Source organism: Bradyrhizobium sp. JYMT SZCCT0180 (assembly GCF_018130165.1).
GTDB lineage: Bacteria > Pseudomonadota > Alphaproteobacteria > Rhizobiales > Xanthobacteraceae > Bradyrhizobium.
The window spans coordinates 62,041-80,939 of record NZ_JAFCLZ010000012.1 but is presented as its reverse complement, the minus strand read 5'-3'; the positions used below and the strand labels follow the sequence as shown (position 1 = coordinate 80,939).

Below are 18,899 nucleotides of genomic sequence, written 5' to 3'. Positions count from 1 at the left end.
CGCCTCAACACTCAACTGTCATCCCCCGCGAAGGCGGGGGATCCAGTACGCCGCAGCGTCTCGGTCGATCGCAGACGCCTTTGGAATACTGGGTCACCCGCCTTCGAGGGTGACGACAGCGAGAGGTCAATATGACAGAAGCAACTCAAATTGAGCGCGCACCGGCGGCGGCGCCAACCACCGCGCCGCTGCTCGATGTCCGCAACATCGAGGTGGTGTACGACAACGTCATCCTGGTGCTGCGCGGATTGAGCCTCGAGGTACCAAAAGGCGCGATCGTGGCGCTGCTCGGCGCCAATGGCGCAGGCAAGTCGACGACGCTCAAAGCGATCTCCGGCCTGCTCAAGACCGAGGACGGCGAGGTCACCCGCGGCGAGATCGTGTTCGACGGCGAGCGCATCAACGGCATCGATCCTGACAAGATCGTCCGCCGCGGCATCTTCCAGGTGATGGAGGGCCGCCGCATCATTTCAGACATGACGTCCGTGGAAAACCTCAAGCTCGGCGCCTTTACCCGCACCGACAACGAGGTCGGCGCCGACATCGACATGGTCTTTCGTTATTTCCCGCGCCTCAAGGAGCGCACGGGGCTCGCCGGATACCTCTCCGGCGGCGAACAGCAGATGCTGGCGATCGGCCGCGCGCTGATGGCGCGCCCGAAGATGATCCTGATGGACGAGCCGTCGATGGGGCTGTCGCCGCTGCTGGTCAAGGAAGTGTTCGGGATCATCAAGGAGATCAACCGCGACCTCGGCGTCACCATCCTGCTGGTGGAGCAAAACGCACGGGCGGCGCTCTCGGTCGCGAGCCATGGCTACATCATGGAACAGGGTAAGGTGGTGCTCGACGGCTCCGCCGACGAATTGCGCGACAATGAGGACGTGAAGGAGTTTTACCTCGGCGGCGCCGGCGACCAGCGCAAGAGCTTCAAGAACCTGAAGAGCTTCAAGAGACGGAAGCGGTGGCTGTAACAGCCGTCATTTCGGGATGCGCCTCTGGGCGCAGGCCTCAGATGCGCACTTGCGCATCGGGGAATCCATACTCCCGATCGTAGTTATGGATTCCCCGCGCCTCGGAATGACGAAAGAAAGACTGACTCATGACCGACCATTACGACGCCCTTGAAACGCGTGAGCCGATCCAGCGCGAGGCGGAGTTGTTCTCGCGGCTGCCGGACGTGCTGCGCCGGGCAATGGCGGCGCCTGCCTATGCCGAACGCCTGAAGGGCATCGATCCGGCTTCCGTGACCGACCGGACCGCATTGGCGCGCCTGCCGGTGCTGCGCAAGTCCGAACTCCCTGCCCTGCACAAGGCCGCGCCGCCCTTCGGCGGGCTCGTGGCGGGCCTCCCGGGGTCGTTCGGACGGTTGTTCACCTCCCCGGGGCCGATCTTCGAGCCTGAGGCTGTTCATGCCGACCCCTGGCGCGGCGCGCGGGCGCTGTTTGCGGCCGGCTTCCGGCCCGGCGACGTCGTGCTCAACACCTTCAGCTACCATCTGACGCCCGGCGGTTTCATTTTTGACGCCTCGGCGCGGGCGCTGGGCTGTGCCGTCATCCCGGCCGGCCCGGGCAACACCGAAGCGCAGTTCGAGCTGATCGAGGCCTATCGGCCGCTCGGCTACAGCGGCACACCGGACTTCCTCAAGATCCTGCTCGATGCCGCCGCAAGCGCCGGGCGCGACATCTCTTCGATCAAGCGCGCTCTGGTGTCCGGCGCGGCCTTTCCGAAATCGCTGCAGGACGAGGTCAAGGCGCGCGGCGTCGATGCCTACCAGGCGTTCGGCACCGCCGACCTCGGCCTGATCGCCTTCGAGACCGCGGCCCATGACGGCATGGTCGTGAACGAGGACCTGATCTTCGAAATCGTGCGGCCCGGCACCGGCGATCCCGTCGCCCCCGGTGACGTCGGCGAGATCGTCGTCACCTCGCTCGATCCGCACCACCCCTGGATCCGGCTCGCGCTGGGCGATCTTACGGCAGTGCTACCCGGCGCTAGCACCTGCGGGCGCACCAACATGCGCATCAAGGGCTGGATGGGGCGGGCCGACCAGACCACCAAGGTCAAGGGCATGTTCGTGCGGCCGGAACAAATCGCGGAGATCGGCAAACGCCACCCCGAACTCGGGCGGCTGCGCCTCGTCGTGACGCGGTCGGGCGAAAGCGACCTAATGACCCTCAAGGCAGAGACAGCCAGTCCGAATGCCGGCCTCATGGAAGCGGTTGTCGCAACACTCCGAAACATAACAAAACTCGGAGGTAGCGTGGATTGGGTCGAGCCCAAGTCATTGCCGAATGATGGAAAGGTGATTGTCGACGAACGCAGCTAACGCGAAGGGCGTTTACGATCTCTCTACTGGCTGCAACAATCCTTCCGCCGGATTCGGATCGTTTGCTTCAGAAAGGTCATTTCTCCTTCTCGTACCGCGGGCGCAATGCAGCACGAGTGCGGCGAGTCGGGCCCGGCTTACTTTGCATGGGGTTGTTTTCGCGATTTTGTGTCTGCACCGTGCAGCACGCCGCCCCATAGCGCGTCGAAGACGCGCGTGAACGCGCTGATGGCGCGCCGAAGACTGGCGTGAATGCGCTGCGTCGGGCTCGAGGTCCGCGTGTACTAGCAGCGACATGCTATGCATCCCGGCGCGGACGCTATCCGCGATGATCGCATGACAAGCCCATGCATTTCGCCGATAATTTGACCTCGACCAATTCTAGGCTGGAGACTCCTTGATGCCCTCCCCGCGCGCTTCGCAGGCCCTTTCCCGTTTCACCGTCCTCGACCTGACCCGCGTCCGTTCGGGGCCGACCTGCGTGCGGCAGCTCGCCGACTGGGGCGCCAATGTCATCAAGATCGACGCGCTGCTGGAGGACGCGGCCGGCGAACAGCCCGGTGGCCCGCGCCAGGGCTCGGACTTCCAGAATTTGCACCGCAACAAACGGGCGATGACGCTCAACCTGAAGGATCCGAAGGGCCTCGAGGTGTTCAAGCGCCTTGCCGAGCAGGCGGACGTCGTGGTCGAGAACTTCCGGCCCGATGTCAAAGCCAAGCTCGGCATCGATTACGATAGCCTGCGCAAGATCAACCCTCGGATCGTCTATGGCAGCATCTCCGGGTTCGGGCAGGATGGCCCCTATCACAAGCGGCCGGGCTTCGATCAGATCGCCCAGGGCATGGGCGGGCTGATGTCGGTTACCGGCGCCCCCGGCGAGGGTCCGATGCGGGTCGGCATTCCCGTGGCCGACCTCACGGCCGGGCTATTCTGTGCGCTTGGCATCCTCACCGCGCTGCTCGAACGCGATGTTTCCGGCGAAGGCCAGTGGGTGCAGACCTCGCTGCTGCAGGCCCAGATCTTCATGCTGGATTTCCAGGCCGCACGCTGGCTGATGGAAAAGGACGTGGCCAAACAGGCCGGCAACAACCATCCGACGAGCATTCCGACCGGCGTCTTCAAGACGTCCGACGGCTATATCAATATTGCCACCACCGGCGGGCGGATCTGGGAGCGCTGCGCGCAAGCGATCGGCGCGCCTGAACTCCTCACCAATCCCGATTACGCCACCTCTCCCGCCCGCTCGAAGAACCGCGACGCGCTCAACGCCGCCATTGGGAAGCTCACCGAGAAGAAATCCACCGAGACCTGGGTCAGCGAGCTCAACGCCGCCGGCGTGCCCTGTGGCCCAATCTACTCGATTGATCAGATGTTCGATGACGACCAGGTCAAGCATCTCGGCATCGCGCAGCACGTGCCCAACGACGAAAACAGGCACATCCAACTGGTCGGCCAGCCGATAACTTTGTCGCGGACGCCAAGCAGCATGGCGGCACGTCCGCCGGAGTTCGGTGAACAGACCGAAGAGGTGCTTGCCGAATTCGGTTTCGGCAAGGAAGAGATCGCCGATCTCAGGCAACGCAAGGTGGTCTGAGCGGCATCAGAAGGGCTGGAACTCACGACACGAAAAAGCCCCGGAAAACCGGGGCTTTTTTTTATTCCTGTCGTTCTGTCGCTCAGTACTTGGCGACGACCGGACCCGCGGTGAACTGGTAGTTGATGCCGGCGCGGGCAACATGGTCATGGAACCTGACGGTGGTCTGATTGGCCGTTCCGCCGAAGTAGGTCTTCGAGCCGAAGTCCATATAGAGATATTCGAGCTTCGCCGACCAGTTCCTGGCGAATTTCTTCTCAAGGCCGGCTCCAACTGTCCAACCCACACGCGTCTCACTCCCGGACACCGTGGTCCCAATGACCGTGAACGGTGCGCCGATGGTGACGTTGCTGTTGCCGTCGAACAGCTGGAAGATCCCGGTAGGCGTCGTCGCCACCTTGACCTCACCAACCGCCAGACCGCCTGTCGCGTACAGCAACAGACTCGGGTCAACGAGGACGCCGCCACGGGCCCTGAAGGTTGCAAACCAGGGCAAGCTCGTGGTGGTGTCGGCGAACAAGGTCGCACCTATGTTGCCGACTCTGATCGCTCCGAGTTGATCACGCGATCCTCCGCGTTCCCCCGTGCCCTGGATGTCAGCTTCAAGTCCGACCACCCAGGTGCGATCCAGCTGCCAATTATAACCGATCTGCGCGCCGCCGAGACCGCCATCGACATTCTGCCCAAACGTGGTGATCCCAAGCGGTGCACCCGGTTCGAACGTGTTACGCGCCCTGCCCCAGCTATAGCCGCCGTTGAGACCGACATAGAACCCAGTCCAGTTGTAGCCGGGATCGACGATCACGGGAGCCTTGGTATACGGCCGCGGGGCCAGGTCGGCAGCGAAAGCGCTTGTCGTGAGCAGCGAAACAATCGCGGCGCCTGCAATCAGAATGCGATTCATCGGGATTCCCAAAATCTGAAATTGAACTTGGAACCACCATACAGCGAGATGCGCCCGTAGCCTGTTACCCTTCAGCAACAAGAGGACATAATCGAGTTCCATTGAGGAGTTGGCGCAGCCACGGTGAACAAATGCCAAATCCGCCCCAAACGCATGACTAAGCGGGGCTTTTTGCCGTTTTCATCAGCCGGCTGACGCTCCCAAATGCCTTGTCGAGGATGGGCCAGAACAGGAGAACGATTGCCAGTGTTGTAATCGAGCCAACCAGGCCGTTCGACCAGAACACTTTCATGTCGCCGCCGGATCCGATCATCGACAGGCGGAACGCATCCTCGGCGCGGTTGCCGAGCACCAGCGCCAACGTGAACGGTGCGAGCGGAATTCCGATCTTCTTGAACACGTAGCCGACGACGCCGAAGCCAAGCATCAGCCAGATGTCGAACATTGCATTCTGAATGGCATAGGCACCGATCGCGCAGGACACCACGATCATCGGCGCGACCGCTGCGAACGGCACCCGCAGGATCGAGGCAAAGATCGGCACTGTCGTCAGCACCAGCACAAGACCGACCACGTTGCCGAGATACATCGATGCAATCAGGCCCCAGACGAAGTCCTTGTGTTCGACGAACAATAAAGGCCCGGGGTTGAGGCCCCACACCATCAAGCCGCCGAGCAGGATTGCCGCAGTGCCGGAGCCGGGAATTCCGAGCGCCAGCATCGGCAGCAGCGCTGCGGTGCCCGAGGCATGCGCCGCCGTTTCCGGCGCGAACACTCCTTCGATGCGGCCCTTGCCGAAACCGTCCGGGTCCTTGGAAAAACGCTTGGCGAGATTGTAGCCCATGAACGAGGCCGCAATCGCGCCACCCGGCGTAATGCCGAGCCAGCAGCCGATGAACGACGAACGAAACAGCGTCACCCAATATTTCGGCAGGTCTCTCCAGACCGACAACACGACGCGCAGACTGATCCCGGCGGCGTGTCCGCGCAACGCGAGGCGCTCTTCCATCGTCAGCAGGATCTCGCTGATGCCGAACAGGCCGATCACCGCGACCAGAAAATTAATGCCGCGCAAGAGGTCGGTCGAACCAAAGGTCATCCGCAACTGGCCGGACACCGTGTCCATTCCAACGCCGGCGAGCAGCAGACCGAGCGACATCGAAATGACCGTCTTGTGCTTGGCCTCGCGGCCAAGCCCCACAAAGGAGCAGAAGGTGAGAAGATAGACCGCAAAGAATTCAGGCGGGCCGAACTTCAGCGCAAAGGACGAGATCATCGGCGCCAGAAACGTGATCAACAGCACCGCCACCAGCGAACCGATGAAGGAGGATGTAAACGCCGCAGTGAGCGCTTCCGCAGCCCTGCCCTGCTGCGCCATTGGATAACCGTCGAAGGTGGTCGCGACCGACCACGCCTCGCCGGGAATGTTGAACAGGATGGACGTGATGGCGCCGCCGAACAGCGCACCCCAATAAATGCAGGACAGCATGACGATGGCCGAGGTCGGATCCATCGTGAAGGTCAACGGCAGCAGGATCGCCACGCCGTTCGGCCCGCCAAGTCCCGGCAGCACGCCGACGAAAACGCCGAGCACCAGCCCGACCATCATCAGGACGAGCGTCTTCCATGTCAGCAGGACGGCAAAGCCGTGCATGAGTAGACCGAAGGCTTCCATCGAACTACCTGCGATCTACTAGCGGCCGAGCGCCGCTTCGAGCGGGCCCTTTGGCATGATGACGTCAAACGCGATGTCGAAGGTCACGAACATCACAGCGGTGAACACGAAGGCGGTCAGCAGCGATTTCCACAAGGCGATCTTGCCGACCACGCGCATGAAGGTCGAGATCAGCAGGAAGCTCGCGACATAGAGTCCGAGAAATTGCATGGCCAGACAGAACAGCAGCGTCGGCACGAACACGGCCAAGACGCGGCGAAGCTGGGCCCGCGTGACGAAAGTCTCGGCGGCTTCCTTGCGCGACAGGAAAGCGGTGACGAGACCATAGAGGCTGGCGCCACCGAGGATCACCGACAGATAGAACGGAAAATAACCGGCCTGCGGGCCGGTGGAGTCCCAGGCGGCGCCGGTGCGCCAATTGTCCCATCCGAGCGTCAGCGCCAGCGCCAGAAGGAGCAATGACACCACGACGTCGACGATGCGGACGCTCGTCACGACGGGTGAATTGACCTCCGGCGCGGTCGGATCGTCAACGACGATTTCGATGTCGGTATTGGACATGGATGAGATCTATCCCGGCTAACTGACGTGGCATACGGGATACAGTGCTGGCGTTGCCCGCGTCAATGTAACTTCAGCGAATGCTCTGGCTTGATGCGTTTCCTCAACGCGAACCGGCAACGCTATCGGAACCGGTCAGGAAACGTGCTCGCAAGTGCAGCACGTTCAGCTCTCAGCACACCACGCTCGGTGATCAATCCAGTTACCAGCCGTGCCGGCGTGACGTCGAAGGCATAATTGGCGACCGGCGATCCCGCAGGCACCACCCGCACCGTTTCGATCCGCCCATCGGTGGTGCGGCCGGTCATGGTCGCGACCTCGTCGGAAGCGCGCTGTTCGATCGGAATCTGCTTTATTCCGTCGTCGATACTAAAGTCGATGGTCGGCGACGGCAGCGCAACATAAAACGGCACGCCGTTGTCGTGCGCGGCGAGCGCCTTCAAGTAGGTTCCGATCTTGTTGCAGACATCGCCATTGGCGGCCACCCGGTCGGTTCCGACGATGGCCAGATCGACCATCCGGTGTTGCATCAGGTGGCCACCGGTGTTGTCGGCAATCACCGTATGCGGGACACCATGGTGCCCAAGTTCCCACGCCGTGAGGGAAGCGCCTTGATTGCGGGGCCGGGTTTCGTCGACCCAAACATGGACTTTCAGGCCACGATCATGCGCGAGGTAGATCGGCGCGGTCGCGGTACCGAAATCGACCGTCGCCAGCCATCCAGCGTTGCAGTGCGTCAGAATGTTGATCGTCTCTCCCGGCTTGGTCGCGGCAATCGCTTCGATCAGCGCCAGACCATGCTGTCCTATGCCCTGATTGATCGCGACGTCCTCCTCCGCGATTTCATTGGCACGCTTGTAGGCCGCCGCAACACGTCCTGACGGCGGCAAGGGCCGCAGCATCCCGTGCATTTCATCGAGCGCCCATTTCAGGTTGATCGCCGTCGGCCGGGTCGCGATCAGCATCTTGTAGGCAAGGTCAAGCGCGGCATCGGAGGCATCGGCGCGCATAGCCAGCGCCATGCCATAAGCGGCGGTTGCGCCGATCAGCGGCGCGCCGCGCACCAGCATGGAACGGATGGCTTCGCCGGCGTCCGCCGCACTCGTCATCCGCGCGATGACGAATTCATGAGGCAGTCGCCGCTGGTCGATCGCCTTAACCGACCATCCATCGGGCTCGAGCCAGATGCTGCGAAAATGCTGGCCATCGACTTTCATGAGCGCAGCACCCTGCCGGCCACCGCGTCGAGCTTGCTGAGCAATTCGGGATCTCGCGCTTCCGGCGCCGTGATCAGGGCGGTATCGAGGGCCCGGTCCGAACCGATCGGACACGGCTCATGCTCGCGCGGAAAGTCCCTGGCAAGGCGCGCAACCAGGCCCTTGGCTTTTTCGGCATTCGAGTTCAGCACGCGAATGATATCCTGAACCGTCACGGCGTCGTGCTGGGGATGCCAGCAATCGAAATCGGTAACCATCGCCACGCTGGCGTAACAGATCTCGGCCTCACGGGCGAGCTTGGCTTCCGGCATGTTGGTCATCCCGATCACCGAATAGCCCTGCGTCTTGTAGGTCAGGCTCTCGGCAAGGCTGGAGAACTGAGGGCCCTCCATACAGACATAGGTGCCGCCTTGCACGGCCGCGATGTCCTCGGCCTTGGCCGCCTCCGCCAAATGCACCAATAGGCGCGGTGACACCGGATGCGCCATCGAGACATGGGCAACGCAGCCTCTGCCGAAGAATGAACTTTCGCGCTTGTGGGTGCGGTCCACGAACTGATCGACGAGCACGAATGTGCCGGGTGGCAGATCCTCCCGGAACGAACCACAGGCCGAGAGCGAAATCAGGTCGGTAACCCCTGCCCGTTTCAGGACGTCGATATTGGCGCGGTAGTTGATGTCCGAAGGCGACAGAACGTGCCCTTTGCCATGACGGGGCAGAAATACGATCGGCAGCCCGGCGATGACACCATGCCTGACGGGCGCAGATGCCTCACCCCAGGGGCTTTCGATTGCCTCGTCGCGGACATTTTCCAACCCCGGCAGATCGTAAATGCCGGATCCGCCGATAATGCCAAGCACGGCATTTGTCATGATTGCTCCCAGATGTTTTCCGGAGCGACCACTCCGGCTTGTTCCCAGCACGCTTGGATGTTCGACTATACTGCGACGCAATAATCAACCATTGTTCGCCTACGGCAAAGGCCCTCTGACAGGGCTTGTGATTTGACGGCGCCACGCCGCAGCGATCAGGAGAAAGTGGATGTCGGCCACCAGCGAGCGGAAAAAGCGCCAGTCAATCATCGACGCCTGCCGCAGCATGAATGCGCTGGGCATTAATCAGGGCACGTCCGGGAATATCAGCCTGCGGCATGACGCCGGCCTGCTGATCACACCGACCAGCGTGCCCTATGAAACGATGCAGCCGGAGCAGATCGTGTTCATGGGTCTGGACGGTTCGTTCGACGCGGCGCAGCGACCGTCGAGCGAGTGGCGGTTTCACCTCGACATTCTGAAGGCACGGCCCGAGGTCAACGCGGTGGTGCACGCGCATCCACCCTATTCGACGATCCTCGCGATCATGGGTCTGGAAATCCCGCCGATCCATTACATGATCGCAGTCGCCGGCGGCGACACCATCCGCTGCGCGCCCTATGCGACGTTCGGCACACAGGAGCTGTCGGAACACGCCGTGCGAGCGCTCGAGGACCGCCTGGCCTGCCTGCTGGAGCATCACGGCATGATCGCCGTCGGACCTTCGCTGTCAAAGGCAATGTGGCTTGCGGTGGAGGTCGAAGCGCTGGCGCGGCAATATCACGGCTGCCTTCAGATCGGCACACCGCGGTTGCTGCCCAAAGCAGAGATCAAGAACGTTCTCGGCAGGATCGCTGGATACGGTCCTGCCGGGAAATAACGCGCGTTACGGCTGGTTTACTTCGCCACGAAACCGGCTTCGTTCATCAGCGAGGTGTTGAGCTTGTCATCCTCCTCGAGGAACTTCACCATGTCCTTGCCGGTCAGGAAGATCGGCTTCAGCGCCTGCTTTTCCATGTATTCCTTGTACTCGGCGGTCTGCGTCACCTTCTGGAACAGGTCGACATAGAACGCCTGTTGATCCGGCGTGACCTTGCCCGGAAGGAACATCGCACGCAGCATCAGATACTGCACGTCGAGCCCTTCTTCCTTGCAGGTCGGGATGTCGTTCCAGGATTGCGTCTCGGTGACCTTGGTCTTGTAGGCGATCCGCTCCTTGTCGAACACGCACAGCGCGCGGACCTGGCCGGCGCGCCAGACTTCGAGATTTTCGGAGGGGTTGTTGACGTTGGACTCGGTATGGTTGCCGACCAGTTGCGTCGCGGCTTCGCCACCGGATTTGTAGGGCAGATAGGAGAACTTCGCGCCGGTCCTCTGCTCCATGAACACGGTGAGCACGTGATCCTCGCGCTTGGAGCCGGTGCCGCCCATCTTGAACGGCGAACTCGCAGCCTTGGCGGCGGCAACGAATTCCTTCACGGTTTTCGGTCCGGCGGCATTGTCCCACAGCACGAACTGATCGAGCGCGACCACCGACACCGGCGTGAGATCGCGCCAATTGAAGGGAATCTTCGCCGACAATGGCAGCATGTAGATCAGCGAATAGGCGATGAGCACCTTGTTGGGGTCGCCGTCGCTGGATTTCATGTACATCAGCGCTTCGGCACCGGACGCTCCGCCCTTGAGCGAGACCACGATCGGCTGCTTCATCAAACTATTCTTCTGGATTGCCGCCTGCATCATGCGAGCCATCTGGTCGGAGGCGCCGCCGGCACCTGCTGCGACCACGATTTCAACCGGTTTGGTCGGCTCCCAGGCAGCGAACGCCGGTACGCTGACGATCATGGCCGCCAAGGCAGCCGTGGCTTTCAGAATCTGTCCCACGTTTTTCTTCCCTATATCTTTGTTTTAATTATAGAAACACTAACACACACGGCAGCATTGTGCGGGTTTAACTGCGCCAGTTCAAGTCGAACCACCCCACACTGCCTATGACTTTCGCATGAGCCAAGCGAACCACGCCCGCGGCGATACGGAGCCCCGATCCTAATCAATCAAACCCGAACCTATTTGCCCTTCCAGTTCGGCGTTCGCTTGTTGAGGAAGGCATCCATTCCTTCGCGAAAATCCTCGCTCATGTAGGCGCGCAGGATCAGATCTCGGCCCTCCTCGCGCGACAGCGTGCGGCGAATACGGAGCACCGCTTCCTTGGCGGTTTCCATCGTGATCGGCGCATGACCCGCAACGAGCTTGGCGGTTTCATCGGCGCGGCGCTGCAGCGTCGGAACGTCAGGCACCACCTCGTTGAGCAGACCGAGCGACAGCGCCTCCGGCGCCTCGATCAGCCGCGCTGTAAAAATCAGGTCCTTGGTCCGCGCCGGCCCGACCAACGCAACAACCCGGCTGATGTTGGACATCGACAGGCAGTTGCCCAGCGTGCGCGCGATGGGAAAGCCGATGCGTGTGGTTGCGGTGCCGATCCGAATATCGCAGCAGGCGGCAATCCCGGCGCCGCCACCGGTGCAGGCACCAGCAATGGCCGCAATCGTCGGCACCCGGACCTTCTCCAATGTGCCCAGCACGCGATCGATCCGCTCCTCATATTCGAGTGCGTCCTCCGCGGTCTTGAAGGCACGGAACTGCGAAATGTCGGTACCCGATGCGAACGCCTTTTCCCCCGTGCCAGTCAGGATCATGGCCTTGATCGAGCGGTCCTGGTTGACGCTCTCGCAGATCGCCGCCATCTGCTCATACATCGCAAAGGTCAGGGCGTTGCGCGCCTGCGGCCGGTTGAACGTCAGCCGGGCGATACCGTCCTCGACGGAATAGAGCAGGTCTTCAGTTGCAGCTACCGGTGCGTTCATCGCAGTTCTTTCTGTTCTTTTCGTTGTTGGGGCGAGACCGGTTCAGGCGACGGCGACCTTTGGAATGGAAACCGCATCGCGTCCCTTGAGCACTTCCATCGCCGCCAGCACGCCGCCGCCACGATGCGGCACCTTGGCCAGATCGAGACCCATTTCAACGCCCGACAGCGTGCCCATCAGCATCAGATCGTTGAAGTGGCCGATATGGCCGATCCGGAACACCTTGCCCTTGATCTTGTTGAGGCCGGTGCCGAGCGACATGTCGAAGTTTTCCAGCACCACTTTGCGGAAATTGTCGGCGTCATGACCTTCCGGCATCACCACGCCGGTCAGCGCCGGCGAGTGTGCGCCCTGTTCCTGGCACTGCGTTTCCAGGCCCCAGGCCTTGATGGCCGCGCGCGTTGCGGCGCTGTGGCGCTTGTGGCGGGCGAAGACGTTTTCCAGCCCCTCTTCTTCGAGCATCTTGACCGCTTCGCGAAGCCCGAACAGCAGATTGGTTGCCGGCGTATAGGGCCAGGTACCCGCCTTGTTGATTGCGATGACTTCCTGCCAGTCCCAATAGGAACGCATCGCCGGATTGGCCTTCGCGACCGCGAGCGCCTTTTCCGACACCGCGTTGAAACCGAGACCCGGCGGCAGCATTAGACCCTTCTGCGATCCCGCGACCGACACGTCGATGCCCCAGGCGTCGTGCTCATATTCCAGTGAGCCGAGACCGGAGATGGTGTCGACCATCAGCAGCGCCGGATGCTTGACACGATCGAGGATCTTGCGGACTTCGAGCGGATAGGTGACGCAGGCGGTCGATGTCTCGTTGTGGACGACGCACACGGCCTTGATCTTGTGCGCCTTGTCGGCCGACAACCGCGCCTCGATTTGCTCGAGATCGGCGCCGTGGCGCCAGTCACCGGGCATGAACTCCACGTCAAGCTTGAATTTCTCGGCGATGCCGCGCCACAGCACGGCAAACTGCCCCGTCTCCGCCATCAGCACCTTGTCGCCGGGCTGCAACGTATTAACGAGGGCCGCTTCCCAGGCGCCGGTGCCCGACGACGGGTAGATGATCACGGGCTGCTTGGTGCGGAACACCCGCTGCATGGCCGCCAGCACCGCGTGGCCGATCTCGGCAAATTCGGGACCCCGATGATCCATGGTTGGCATGTCCATGGCGCGCAGCACCCGGTCCGGCACGTTGGTCGGTCCCGGAATCTGCAGAAAATGCCGTCCAGAGTGCACAGTCATAGGGCGTCCTTCCCGGTCTTGTCTTTGGCTTCACAAGTCTTGGCTTCACGAGCCGCTCGAATATCACTATTCGGCGGGCTTGTCCCCCGCCCGGCGGGGCCCGTCAATGCACAAGAAGCAGGGCTTTGCCTTGCCAAGGCGGACCCCGGCAGGCAAGACACTGAGGATCACTCACGAGACCAAGGCAATGGCGGCAACAGGGGCCGAAAAGTCACAAAATTCGGCTGAAAACAGCGCCCTCGCCGTGCGTCTTGCTCGCGAGATTACCGGCGACGTCTTCTTCGATGCGTTCAACCGTGGCCGCTACGCGACCGACGCCTCGTTCTACCAGATGATGCCCCTTGGCGTCGTGGTCCCCCGGACCATGGATGAGGCGTTGCGGACGCTGGCCATCGCAGGGGACGCTGGCCGAATCGTCACCCCGCGCGGCGGCGGCACCTCGCAATGCGGCCAGACCGTCAATGAGGGAATCGTCGTCGATTTTTCCAAATACCTGAATCGCGTCCTCTCGCTCGATGTCGAAAACCGCACCTGCGTTGTCGAACCCGGCATTGTGCTCGACGACCTCAACCGCCAGCTCAAGAAGCACGGGCTTTGGTTTCCGGTCGACGTGTCGACGGCCTCGCGCGCCACTATCGGCGGCATGGCCGGCAACAACTCGTGCGGCGGCCGCTCGCTGCGCTATGGCACCATGCGCGATAACACGTTGTCGATGGATGCGGCCCTGGCTGACGGCACGCTGCTGCATTTTGGCGAGGTGCCGCGCGATCTCGCGCGCGTGAATTCACCAGCTGGCGGGCTCGCGCTGTTCCGCGACATGCTCGATCTCGGCAAGCGCGAGGCAGCCGAGATCGCCGAACGATTTCCGCAAGTGCAGCGCCGCGTCGGCGGCTACAATCTCGATGCGCTGGTACCGCGCAACGCGGCGAACAACATGGCACACCTGCTGGTCGGCTCGGAAGGCACGCTCGCCTTCACCACGCAGGTCGAGCTCAAACTATGGCCTGTTATCCGCAACAAGGTGCTGGGCGTCTGTCATTTCGGCAGCTTCTATGAGGCGATGGACGCGGCCCAGCATCTGGTAAAACTCCGCCCGATTGCGGTCGAACTGGTTGATCGCACCATGATCGCGCTGGGACGCGAGATCGCGATGTTCCAGCCCATCATCAGCACTGCTGTACGCGGGGACCCCGATGCGGTGCTGATCGTGGAATTCGCCGAGGAAGATCAGGCTGAAAACCAGCGCCGCCTGAAGCAGCTCGGCGAGCTGATGGCGGATCTCGGCTTTGGCTGGGATCAACCGCAACGCAAATGGGGCGGCGTGGTTGAAATCACAGAACCTGCGCTGCAGACCGGCATCGCCGACTTCCGCGCCGCGGGCCTCAACGTCATGATGTCGATGAAGCAGGAGGGCAAGCCGGTCTCCTTTGTCGAGGACTGCGCGGTGCCGCTGCCGCATCTTGCCGACTATACCGAACGCCTCAACGGCATTTTTGAGAAGCACGGCACCCGCGGCACCATGTATGCGCATGCCTCCGAAGGCTGCCTGCACGTGCGCCCCGTGCTCAATCTGAAGCTGGAGAAGGACGTCAAGGCGATGCGCGCCATCGCCGAAGAGACCTTCGAGATGGTGCGCGAATACAAGGGCTCGCATTCCGGCGAGCACGGTGACGGCCTGGTCCGCTCCGAATTCCATGAAGCGATGTTCGGTTCACGCATCGTTGCTGATTTCCGGGAGGTCAAGCAGCGCTTCGACCCGGACAACGTCCTCAATCCCGGCAAGATCGTCGATCCGCCCAAAATGGACGACCGCTCGCTGTTTCGCTATCCGCCGGATTATCGTATCGGCGAACTGAAAACGGCGCTCGATTGGTCGGCCTATCCCGGCGCCGGCGGCGGCTTCCAGGGCGCCGTCGAGATGTGCAACAACAACGGCGCCTGCCGGAAGCTCGAAGGCGGCGTGATGTGTCCGTCCTACCGTGCGACCCGCAACGAGAAGGACGTCACCCGCGGCCGCGCCAACACGCTGCGACTGGCCATCTCCGGTCAACTCGGACCGAACGCGCTGGCTTCCGACGAGATGATGGACACGCTGAAACTCTGCGTCTCCTGCAAGGCCTGCCGCCACGAATGCCCGACGGGCGTGGACATGGCCAAGATGAAGATCGAGGTGCTGGCGGCACGCGCGGCAACACACGGCCTATCGCTGCGCGACCGACTGGTTGGATATCTGCCCCACTATGCCGGCCTAGCGTCCCGCGTCGCCCCGCTCGCCAACTTGCGCAACGGCAGTCCGTTGCTGCGCAAGCTGTTTGAAAAGTTCGCCGGCATCAGCGCGCAACGCGCCCTGCCCGCATTCCGGCGCGATGTGTTCCGAACCGATGCCGAAGCGTTCGGGCCGGAGAATGGCCGCGAAGTCGTGCTGTTCGCCGATACCTTCAACCGTGCCTATGACCGGGAAAACCTCGACGCCGCGCTACGCGTGCTGGTTGAAGGCGGATACCGCGTCCACATTCCAAAACCGGCAGACCACGCGCGGCCGCTGTGCTGCGGGCGCACGTTCCTCTCTGCTGGTCTGGTCGATCAGGCGCGAGCCGAATTGGACCGGCTGGTCGCAACCTACGCGCCGTTCGCCGCGCGCGCCGTACCGATCGTCGGACTGGAGCCGAGTTGTCTTCTGACGCTGCGCGATGAGCTGCTTTCCTTGCGCTCCGATAACGACGCCAGGAGCATCGGTGCGCATGCGCTGCTGTTCGAGGAATTCCTGGTTCGCGAGGCGGAGGCCGGCCGTCTGCGGCTGCCGCTTGGTTCGATGCCTGCCAAGGCGCTGGTTCACGGCCACTGCCATCAGAAATCATTTGGTGCGTTCAAGTCGGTCGAAAAAGCGCTTCGCCTCGTGCCCGACCTGAACGTCGAGATCATCGAGTCCAGTTGCTGCGGCATGGCCGGCGCCTTCGGCTATGGTGCCGACACCTACCACGCGTCGATGGAAATGGCCGAACTCTCACTGCTGCCGGCCGTCCGCGGCGCCGACCAGACCACACTCATCGTCGCCGATGGCACTTCGTGCCGGCATCAGATCAAGGATGGCAGCGGGCGATCAGCACTTCACGTCGCGCGTGTTCTGGCCATGAGCCTGGACCGTGCAAAGCCCAATTCACCTCTCTCCTCCCATGCAAAGGAACCGACCCATGGCTGAACTCACCCTCGATGTCGCCCGCAAGATTCTTGATGCCGCCCTTGCCAAAGGCGTCGAGAAAAAACTGAAGCCGCTTGTCATCACCATTCTCGATGCCCGCGGTTGCGTCAAAGTCACGGCGGCGCAGGACGGCACCAGCCTGATGCGGGCCGAAATCGCACACGGCAAGGCCTATGGCGCACTGGCGCTGGGCATGGGCTCACGCGCGCTGTTCCAGCGGGCGCAGGAGCAGGCTTATTTCGTCAGCGCGGTGAATACGATGGCACAAGGCCGCCTTATACCGGTGCCCGGCGGGGTGCTGATCCAGGACGGCGGTGTACTGCTTGGCGCGGTCGGTGTCAGCGGCGACACCTCTGACAATGATGAAGTCTGCGCCGTCGCGGGTATCGAGGCAGCCGGGCTGAAGGCGAATGCGGGATAACGACACGCGCGAGTTTCGTGCCGTCAACCAGGCCAAATACGCGGCTTACACAACCAAAGATTGTAGTCGTTCGTCCGGAAATCCGTACCGGATTACCGCCATGGAACAAAATTAACAATGTCGTAAAGGTTGGCCACAGCTGTGGCCGAAATGTCATAGGGGAATCCAGCCCGGCTTGTTAGCGTGGAACTCTTATTTTGAGCAAATTTAGATTTGGGCTGCAAAGTTGTTGGGCAGAATTTCAGGGTTGGGGACAATGAAATCCGCTTTTTTTGCGACCGCAGGGCTGTTGTTGGTCACCGGCACGGCAATCGCCGCCGAGCCTTTTTCCATCAATGATGCGCTGAAGCAGGCGACGCTGACGAATCCCGGCGTTGGCGAGGCATCAGCCAATCGACGTGCGACCGAGTCGGAGCTGCGGCAGACTCAAAGCACTTTGCTACCTCAGGTTCGCGTGGAAGCCCGCTACGGCCCTGAGAAATTCGACCAGAGCGCCGCCGTTGTGAGCGGGTCAGCGTTGCCGATACCTGCACAGGGAAGCGGTTCCTGGCGGAACGGCACCCAGGGATCCGTTGTCGTACGCCAGACCCTGTTCGACGGGTTTGCCTCTATTCATGACATCTGGCGCCAATCGGCCAGGGTGAACGCTGCGGCGTTCCGGGTCCGCGAACGAACCGAGTTGATCGCGCTGGACGCGGCGGAAGCCTATGTCGACGTCGTCCGCTATATGAGGCTCGTCGACCTCGGGCAGCAAAATGTCGCCAACCACGAGAAGATATTCTCAAACGTGAACTCCCGCTTCTCGGGTGGACGGGCCGGCGAAGGCGATCTGGAGCAGGCACGGGAGCGCGTCGAGAACGCGCGCGCGGCGCTGGCCGAGCTTCGCAGGAGCCTGGAGGAAGCCCGGGCGAAGTATCGCAAGGTCGTCGGACTAGAGCCCTATAATTTGCGTTTCCCGGGTGCGCTCGCTGGTTTGCCAGGGACAAGGGATGAAGCGCTGGCGATTGCCGTGAGGTTCAATCCAACAATCAAGGCGGCGCAAGCCGACGTCGATGCGGCGAAGCACGCTTTCCGCGTTACGGATGGCGCTTTCGTTCCCAACCTCTCGTTGGAAGGACGTGCCACCCATAACGACAACACCTACCCGTATCTCGGCGTCACCCACGACGACTATAGCGGCAAGGTGGTGATGTCCTGGGACATCTTCCGCGGCGGTCAGGATGTCTGGCGCCGGTCCGAGATGGCCGAGCGGCACACCGAGGCAACCATGCGTCATGCAAGGTTGCAGCGAGATGCCCTTGAATCGATCGACAAGGCGTGGGCTGCGCGAACCATCACGGCAACCCGTGTCGCAGCGCTGACGCGTCAGCTGCAGGCGGACCGCAAGACCATCGCAGCGTTCGAAAAGGAATACGAACTCGGCCAGCGCTCGCTGATCGATCTGCTGAACGCGCAAAACCAGTATTTCAACGCGGCGGTGTCTCTCACCTCGGCGCGCGGCGTGATTGTTTTTGCCGACTATCAAATGCTGGCCGCGATGGGAACGCTGCTCGAGTATCTCAAGGCCCCACCGCCGGTCGATGCGGCGCCGCTCGACATGCTGCCGATCGGTCTGCCTGCCTACAAGCTACCGACGCCTCGTGTGACGCTGCCGCAGACCGGATCGGAGCCGCTGCAGGTTTCCGTCCCCGCCGCCGCGGCCCCCTTGGGGTATGCCGCCGCCGAGCCGCAGCCAGGTTTTTCCGGTCGCTGGCCGCGCTGGGCGGTTGCAGCAAGGATGCTCGGAGCTCCCGAGTGGTTCGCTCAGAAACGGGGATACGAGCCCAGCCAGACGATTGCCCACGTCGACCCTACGGTTGGACAATCGATGTCGTTTGCACCGTCGGACCAGGGCAAGCCGCATTGGCTCCTGTCGGCCTTCGCTTCGGCGAGGAAGTAACCGGCGGATTGTCCGGGAAACTACGGTATCCGACGCCACAGGCGGCCGGAACACATTAACTGTTTGATAGGAAATCCGAATCGCGAATGGTTCGGTTCGTCGTTTGCTGTATAATCGGGACATATTAGCCCCGCGTGATTTGGCG

The 18,899-nt window shown here is 62.1% G+C and carries 15 protein-coding genes; 7 read left to right on the top strand and 8 right to left on the bottom strand.

Annotated elements, in window-relative coordinates:
• The first annotated feature begins 131 nt into the window (after nucleotides 1-131).
• The 3 genes from JQ641_RS18705 to JQ641_RS18695 all read left to right on the top strand — a co-directional run bounded on the left by JQ641_RS18705 (nucleotide 132) and on the right by JQ641_RS18695 (nucleotide 3,920).
• Nucleotides 132-971, top strand: coding sequence for an ABC transporter ATP-binding protein (locus tag JQ641_RS18705; protein ID WP_211997458.1), 840 nt, complete (start codon nucleotides 132-134; stop codon nucleotides 969-971).
• Nucleotides 972-1,099: 128 nt separating this feature from the next.
• Nucleotides 1,100-2,326 carry a phenylacetate--CoA ligase family protein gene (locus JQ641_RS18700; RefSeq protein WP_211997457.1) on the top strand — a complete coding sequence of 409 codons (1,227 nt, stop codon included), beginning with the start codon at nucleotides 1,100-1,102 and terminating at the stop codon, nucleotides 2,324-2,326.
• A 400-nt stretch (nucleotides 2,327-2,726) separates the two neighbouring features.
• The gene (locus tag JQ641_RS18695) at nucleotides 2,727-3,920 is read left to right on the top strand and encodes a CaiB/BaiF CoA transferase family protein (protein WP_211997456.1); all 1,194 of its coding nucleotides are present in this window, start codon (nucleotides 2,727-2,729) and stop codon (nucleotides 3,918-3,920) included.
• An 82-nt stretch (nucleotides 3,921-4,002) separates the two neighbouring features.
• On the opposite strand, the gene JQ641_RS18690 is transcribed toward JQ641_RS18695, so the two are convergent.
• The 5 genes from JQ641_RS18690 to JQ641_RS18670 form a co-directional block, all read right to left on the bottom strand.
• Nucleotides 4,003-4,824, bottom strand: a complete 822-nt coding sequence (locus tag JQ641_RS18690) for an outer membrane protein (protein WP_211997455.1) — start codon at nucleotides 4,822-4,824, stop codon at nucleotides 4,003-4,005.
• Between the two features lie 157 nt (nucleotides 4,825-4,981).
• The gene (locus JQ641_RS18685) at nucleotides 4,982-6,499 is read right to left on the bottom strand and encodes a tripartite tricarboxylate transporter permease (protein WP_211997454.1); all 1,518 of its coding nucleotides are present in this window, start codon (nucleotides 6,497-6,499) and stop codon (nucleotides 4,982-4,984) included.
• A gap of 18 nt (nucleotides 6,500-6,517) precedes the next feature.
• Entirely contained in the window at nucleotides 6,518-7,060 is a 543-nt protein-coding gene (locus tag JQ641_RS18680) for a tripartite tricarboxylate transporter TctB family protein (RefSeq protein WP_211997453.1), read from the bottom strand.
• A gap of 122 nt (nucleotides 7,061-7,182) precedes the next feature.
• A complete protein-coding gene (mtnA, locus tag JQ641_RS18675) occupies nucleotides 7,183-8,277 on the bottom strand; it encodes an S-methyl-5-thioribose-1-phosphate isomerase (protein WP_211997452.1) in 1,095 nt (364 codons plus the stop codon).
• Nucleotides 8,274-9,149, bottom strand: a complete 876-nt coding sequence (locus JQ641_RS18670) for an S-methyl-5'-thioadenosine phosphorylase (RefSeq protein WP_211997451.1) — start codon at nucleotides 9,147-9,149, stop codon at nucleotides 8,274-8,276. The genes mtnA and JQ641_RS18670 overlap by 4 nt, the downstream gene beginning before the upstream one ends.
• Before the next feature lie 169 nt (nucleotides 9,150-9,318).
• Between JQ641_RS18670 and JQ641_RS18665 the strand changes: the two genes are divergently transcribed.
• A complete protein-coding gene (locus JQ641_RS18665; RefSeq protein WP_211997450.1) occupies nucleotides 9,319-9,969 on the top strand; it encodes a class II aldolase/adducin family protein in 651 nt (216 codons plus the stop codon).
• Nucleotides 9,970-9,986: 17 nt separating this feature from the next.
• On the opposite strand, the gene JQ641_RS18660 is transcribed toward JQ641_RS18665, so the two are convergent.
• From JQ641_RS18660 to JQ641_RS18650, 3 genes are all read right to left on the bottom strand, one after another.
• The gene (locus JQ641_RS18660; RefSeq protein ID WP_211997591.1) at nucleotides 9,987-10,934 is read right to left on the bottom strand and encodes a Bug family tripartite tricarboxylate transporter substrate binding protein; all 948 of its coding nucleotides are present in this window, start codon (nucleotides 10,932-10,934) and stop codon (nucleotides 9,987-9,989) included.
• A 221-nt stretch (nucleotides 10,935-11,155) separates the two neighbouring features.
• Nucleotides 11,156-11,953: an enoyl-CoA hydratase/isomerase family protein gene (locus JQ641_RS18655; RefSeq protein WP_211997449.1), complete on the bottom strand. Its 798-nt coding sequence runs from the start codon at nucleotides 11,951-11,953 to the stop codon at nucleotides 11,156-11,158.
• A 42-nt stretch (nucleotides 11,954-11,995) separates the two neighbouring features.
• Nucleotides 11,996-13,195, bottom strand: coding sequence for a pyridoxal-phosphate-dependent aminotransferase family protein (locus JQ641_RS18650; RefSeq protein ID WP_211997448.1), 1,200 nt, complete (start codon nucleotides 13,193-13,195; stop codon nucleotides 11,996-11,998).
• 187 nt (nucleotides 13,196-13,382) lie between these two features.
• Here JQ641_RS18650 and JQ641_RS18645 point away from each other — a divergent pair, with 187 nt between their 5' ends.
• The 3 genes from JQ641_RS18645 to JQ641_RS18635 all read left to right on the top strand — a co-directional run bounded on the left by JQ641_RS18645 (nucleotide 13,383) and on the right by JQ641_RS18635 (nucleotide 18,754).
• On the top strand, nucleotides 13,383-16,394 hold the full coding sequence (locus JQ641_RS18645) for an FAD-binding and (Fe-S)-binding domain-containing protein (protein WP_211997447.1): 3,012 nt from the start codon (nucleotides 13,383-13,385) through the stop codon (nucleotides 16,392-16,394).
• Entirely contained in the window at nucleotides 16,387-16,815 is a 429-nt protein-coding gene (locus tag JQ641_RS18640; protein ID WP_211997446.1) for a GlcG/HbpS family heme-binding protein, read from the top strand. Before JQ641_RS18645 ends, JQ641_RS18640 begins: the two co-directional genes overlap by 8 nt.
• 256 nt (nucleotides 16,816-17,071) lie before the next feature.
• The gene (locus JQ641_RS18635) at nucleotides 17,072-18,754 is read left to right on the top strand and encodes a TolC family outer membrane protein (protein WP_211997445.1); all 1,683 of its coding nucleotides are present in this window, start codon (nucleotides 17,072-17,074) and stop codon (nucleotides 18,752-18,754) included.
• Nucleotides 18,755-18,899 lie beyond the last annotated feature (145 nt).

What these genes read in the sequence shown, in the direction of transcription:
- JQ641_RS18705 (WP_211997458.1), top strand. Translation starts at nt 132, where the DNA reads ATGACAGAAGCAACTCAAATTGAGCGCGCACCGGCGGCGGCGCCAACC.
- JQ641_RS18700 (WP_211997457.1), top strand. Translation starts at nt 1,100, where the DNA reads ATGACCGACCATTACGACGCCCTTGAAACGCGTGAGCCGATCCAGCGC.
- JQ641_RS18695 (WP_211997456.1), top strand. Translation starts at nt 2,727, where the DNA reads ATGCCCTCCCCGCGCGCTTCGCAGGCCCTTTCCCGTTTCACCGTCCTC.
- JQ641_RS18690 (WP_211997455.1), bottom strand. Translation starts at nt 4,824, where the DNA reads ATGAATCGCATTCTGATTGCAGGCGCCGCGATTGTTTCGCTGCTCACG.
- JQ641_RS18685 (WP_211997454.1), bottom strand. Translation starts at nt 6,499, where the DNA reads ATGGAAGCCTTCGGTCTACTCATGCACGGCTTTGCCGTCCTGCTGACA.
- JQ641_RS18680 (WP_211997453.1), bottom strand. Translation starts at nt 7,060, where the DNA reads ATGTCCAATACCGACATCGAAATCGTCGTTGACGATCCGACCGCGCCG.
- mtnA (WP_211997452.1), bottom strand. Translation starts at nt 8,277, where the DNA reads ATGAAAGTCGATGGCCAGCATTTTCGCAGCATCTGGCTCGAGCCCGAT.
- JQ641_RS18670 (WP_211997451.1), bottom strand. Translation starts at nt 9,149, where the DNA reads ATGACAAATGCCGTGCTTGGCATTATCGGCGGATCCGGCATTTACGAT.
- JQ641_RS18665 (WP_211997450.1), top strand. Translation starts at nt 9,319, where the DNA reads ATGTCGGCCACCAGCGAGCGGAAAAAGCGCCAGTCAATCATCGACGCC.
- JQ641_RS18660 (WP_211997591.1), bottom strand. Translation starts at nt 10,934, where the DNA reads ATGATCGTCAGCGTACCGGCGTTCGCTGCCTGGGAGCCGACCAAACCG.
- JQ641_RS18655 (WP_211997449.1), bottom strand. Translation starts at nt 11,953, where the DNA reads ATGAACGCACCGGTAGCTGCAACTGAAGACCTGCTCTATTCCGTCGAG.
- JQ641_RS18650 (WP_211997448.1), bottom strand. Translation starts at nt 13,195, where the DNA reads ATGACTGTGCACTCTGGACGGCATTTTCTGCAGATTCCGGGACCGACC.
- JQ641_RS18645 (WP_211997447.1), top strand. Translation starts at nt 13,383, where the DNA reads ATGGCGGCAACAGGGGCCGAAAAGTCACAAAATTCGGCTGAAAACAGC.
- JQ641_RS18640 (WP_211997446.1), top strand. Translation starts at nt 16,387, where the DNA reads ATGGCTGAACTCACCCTCGATGTCGCCCGCAAGATTCTTGATGCCGCC.
- JQ641_RS18635 (WP_211997445.1), top strand. Translation starts at nt 17,072, where the DNA reads ATGAAATCCGCTTTTTTTGCGACCGCAGGGCTGTTGTTGGTCACCGGC.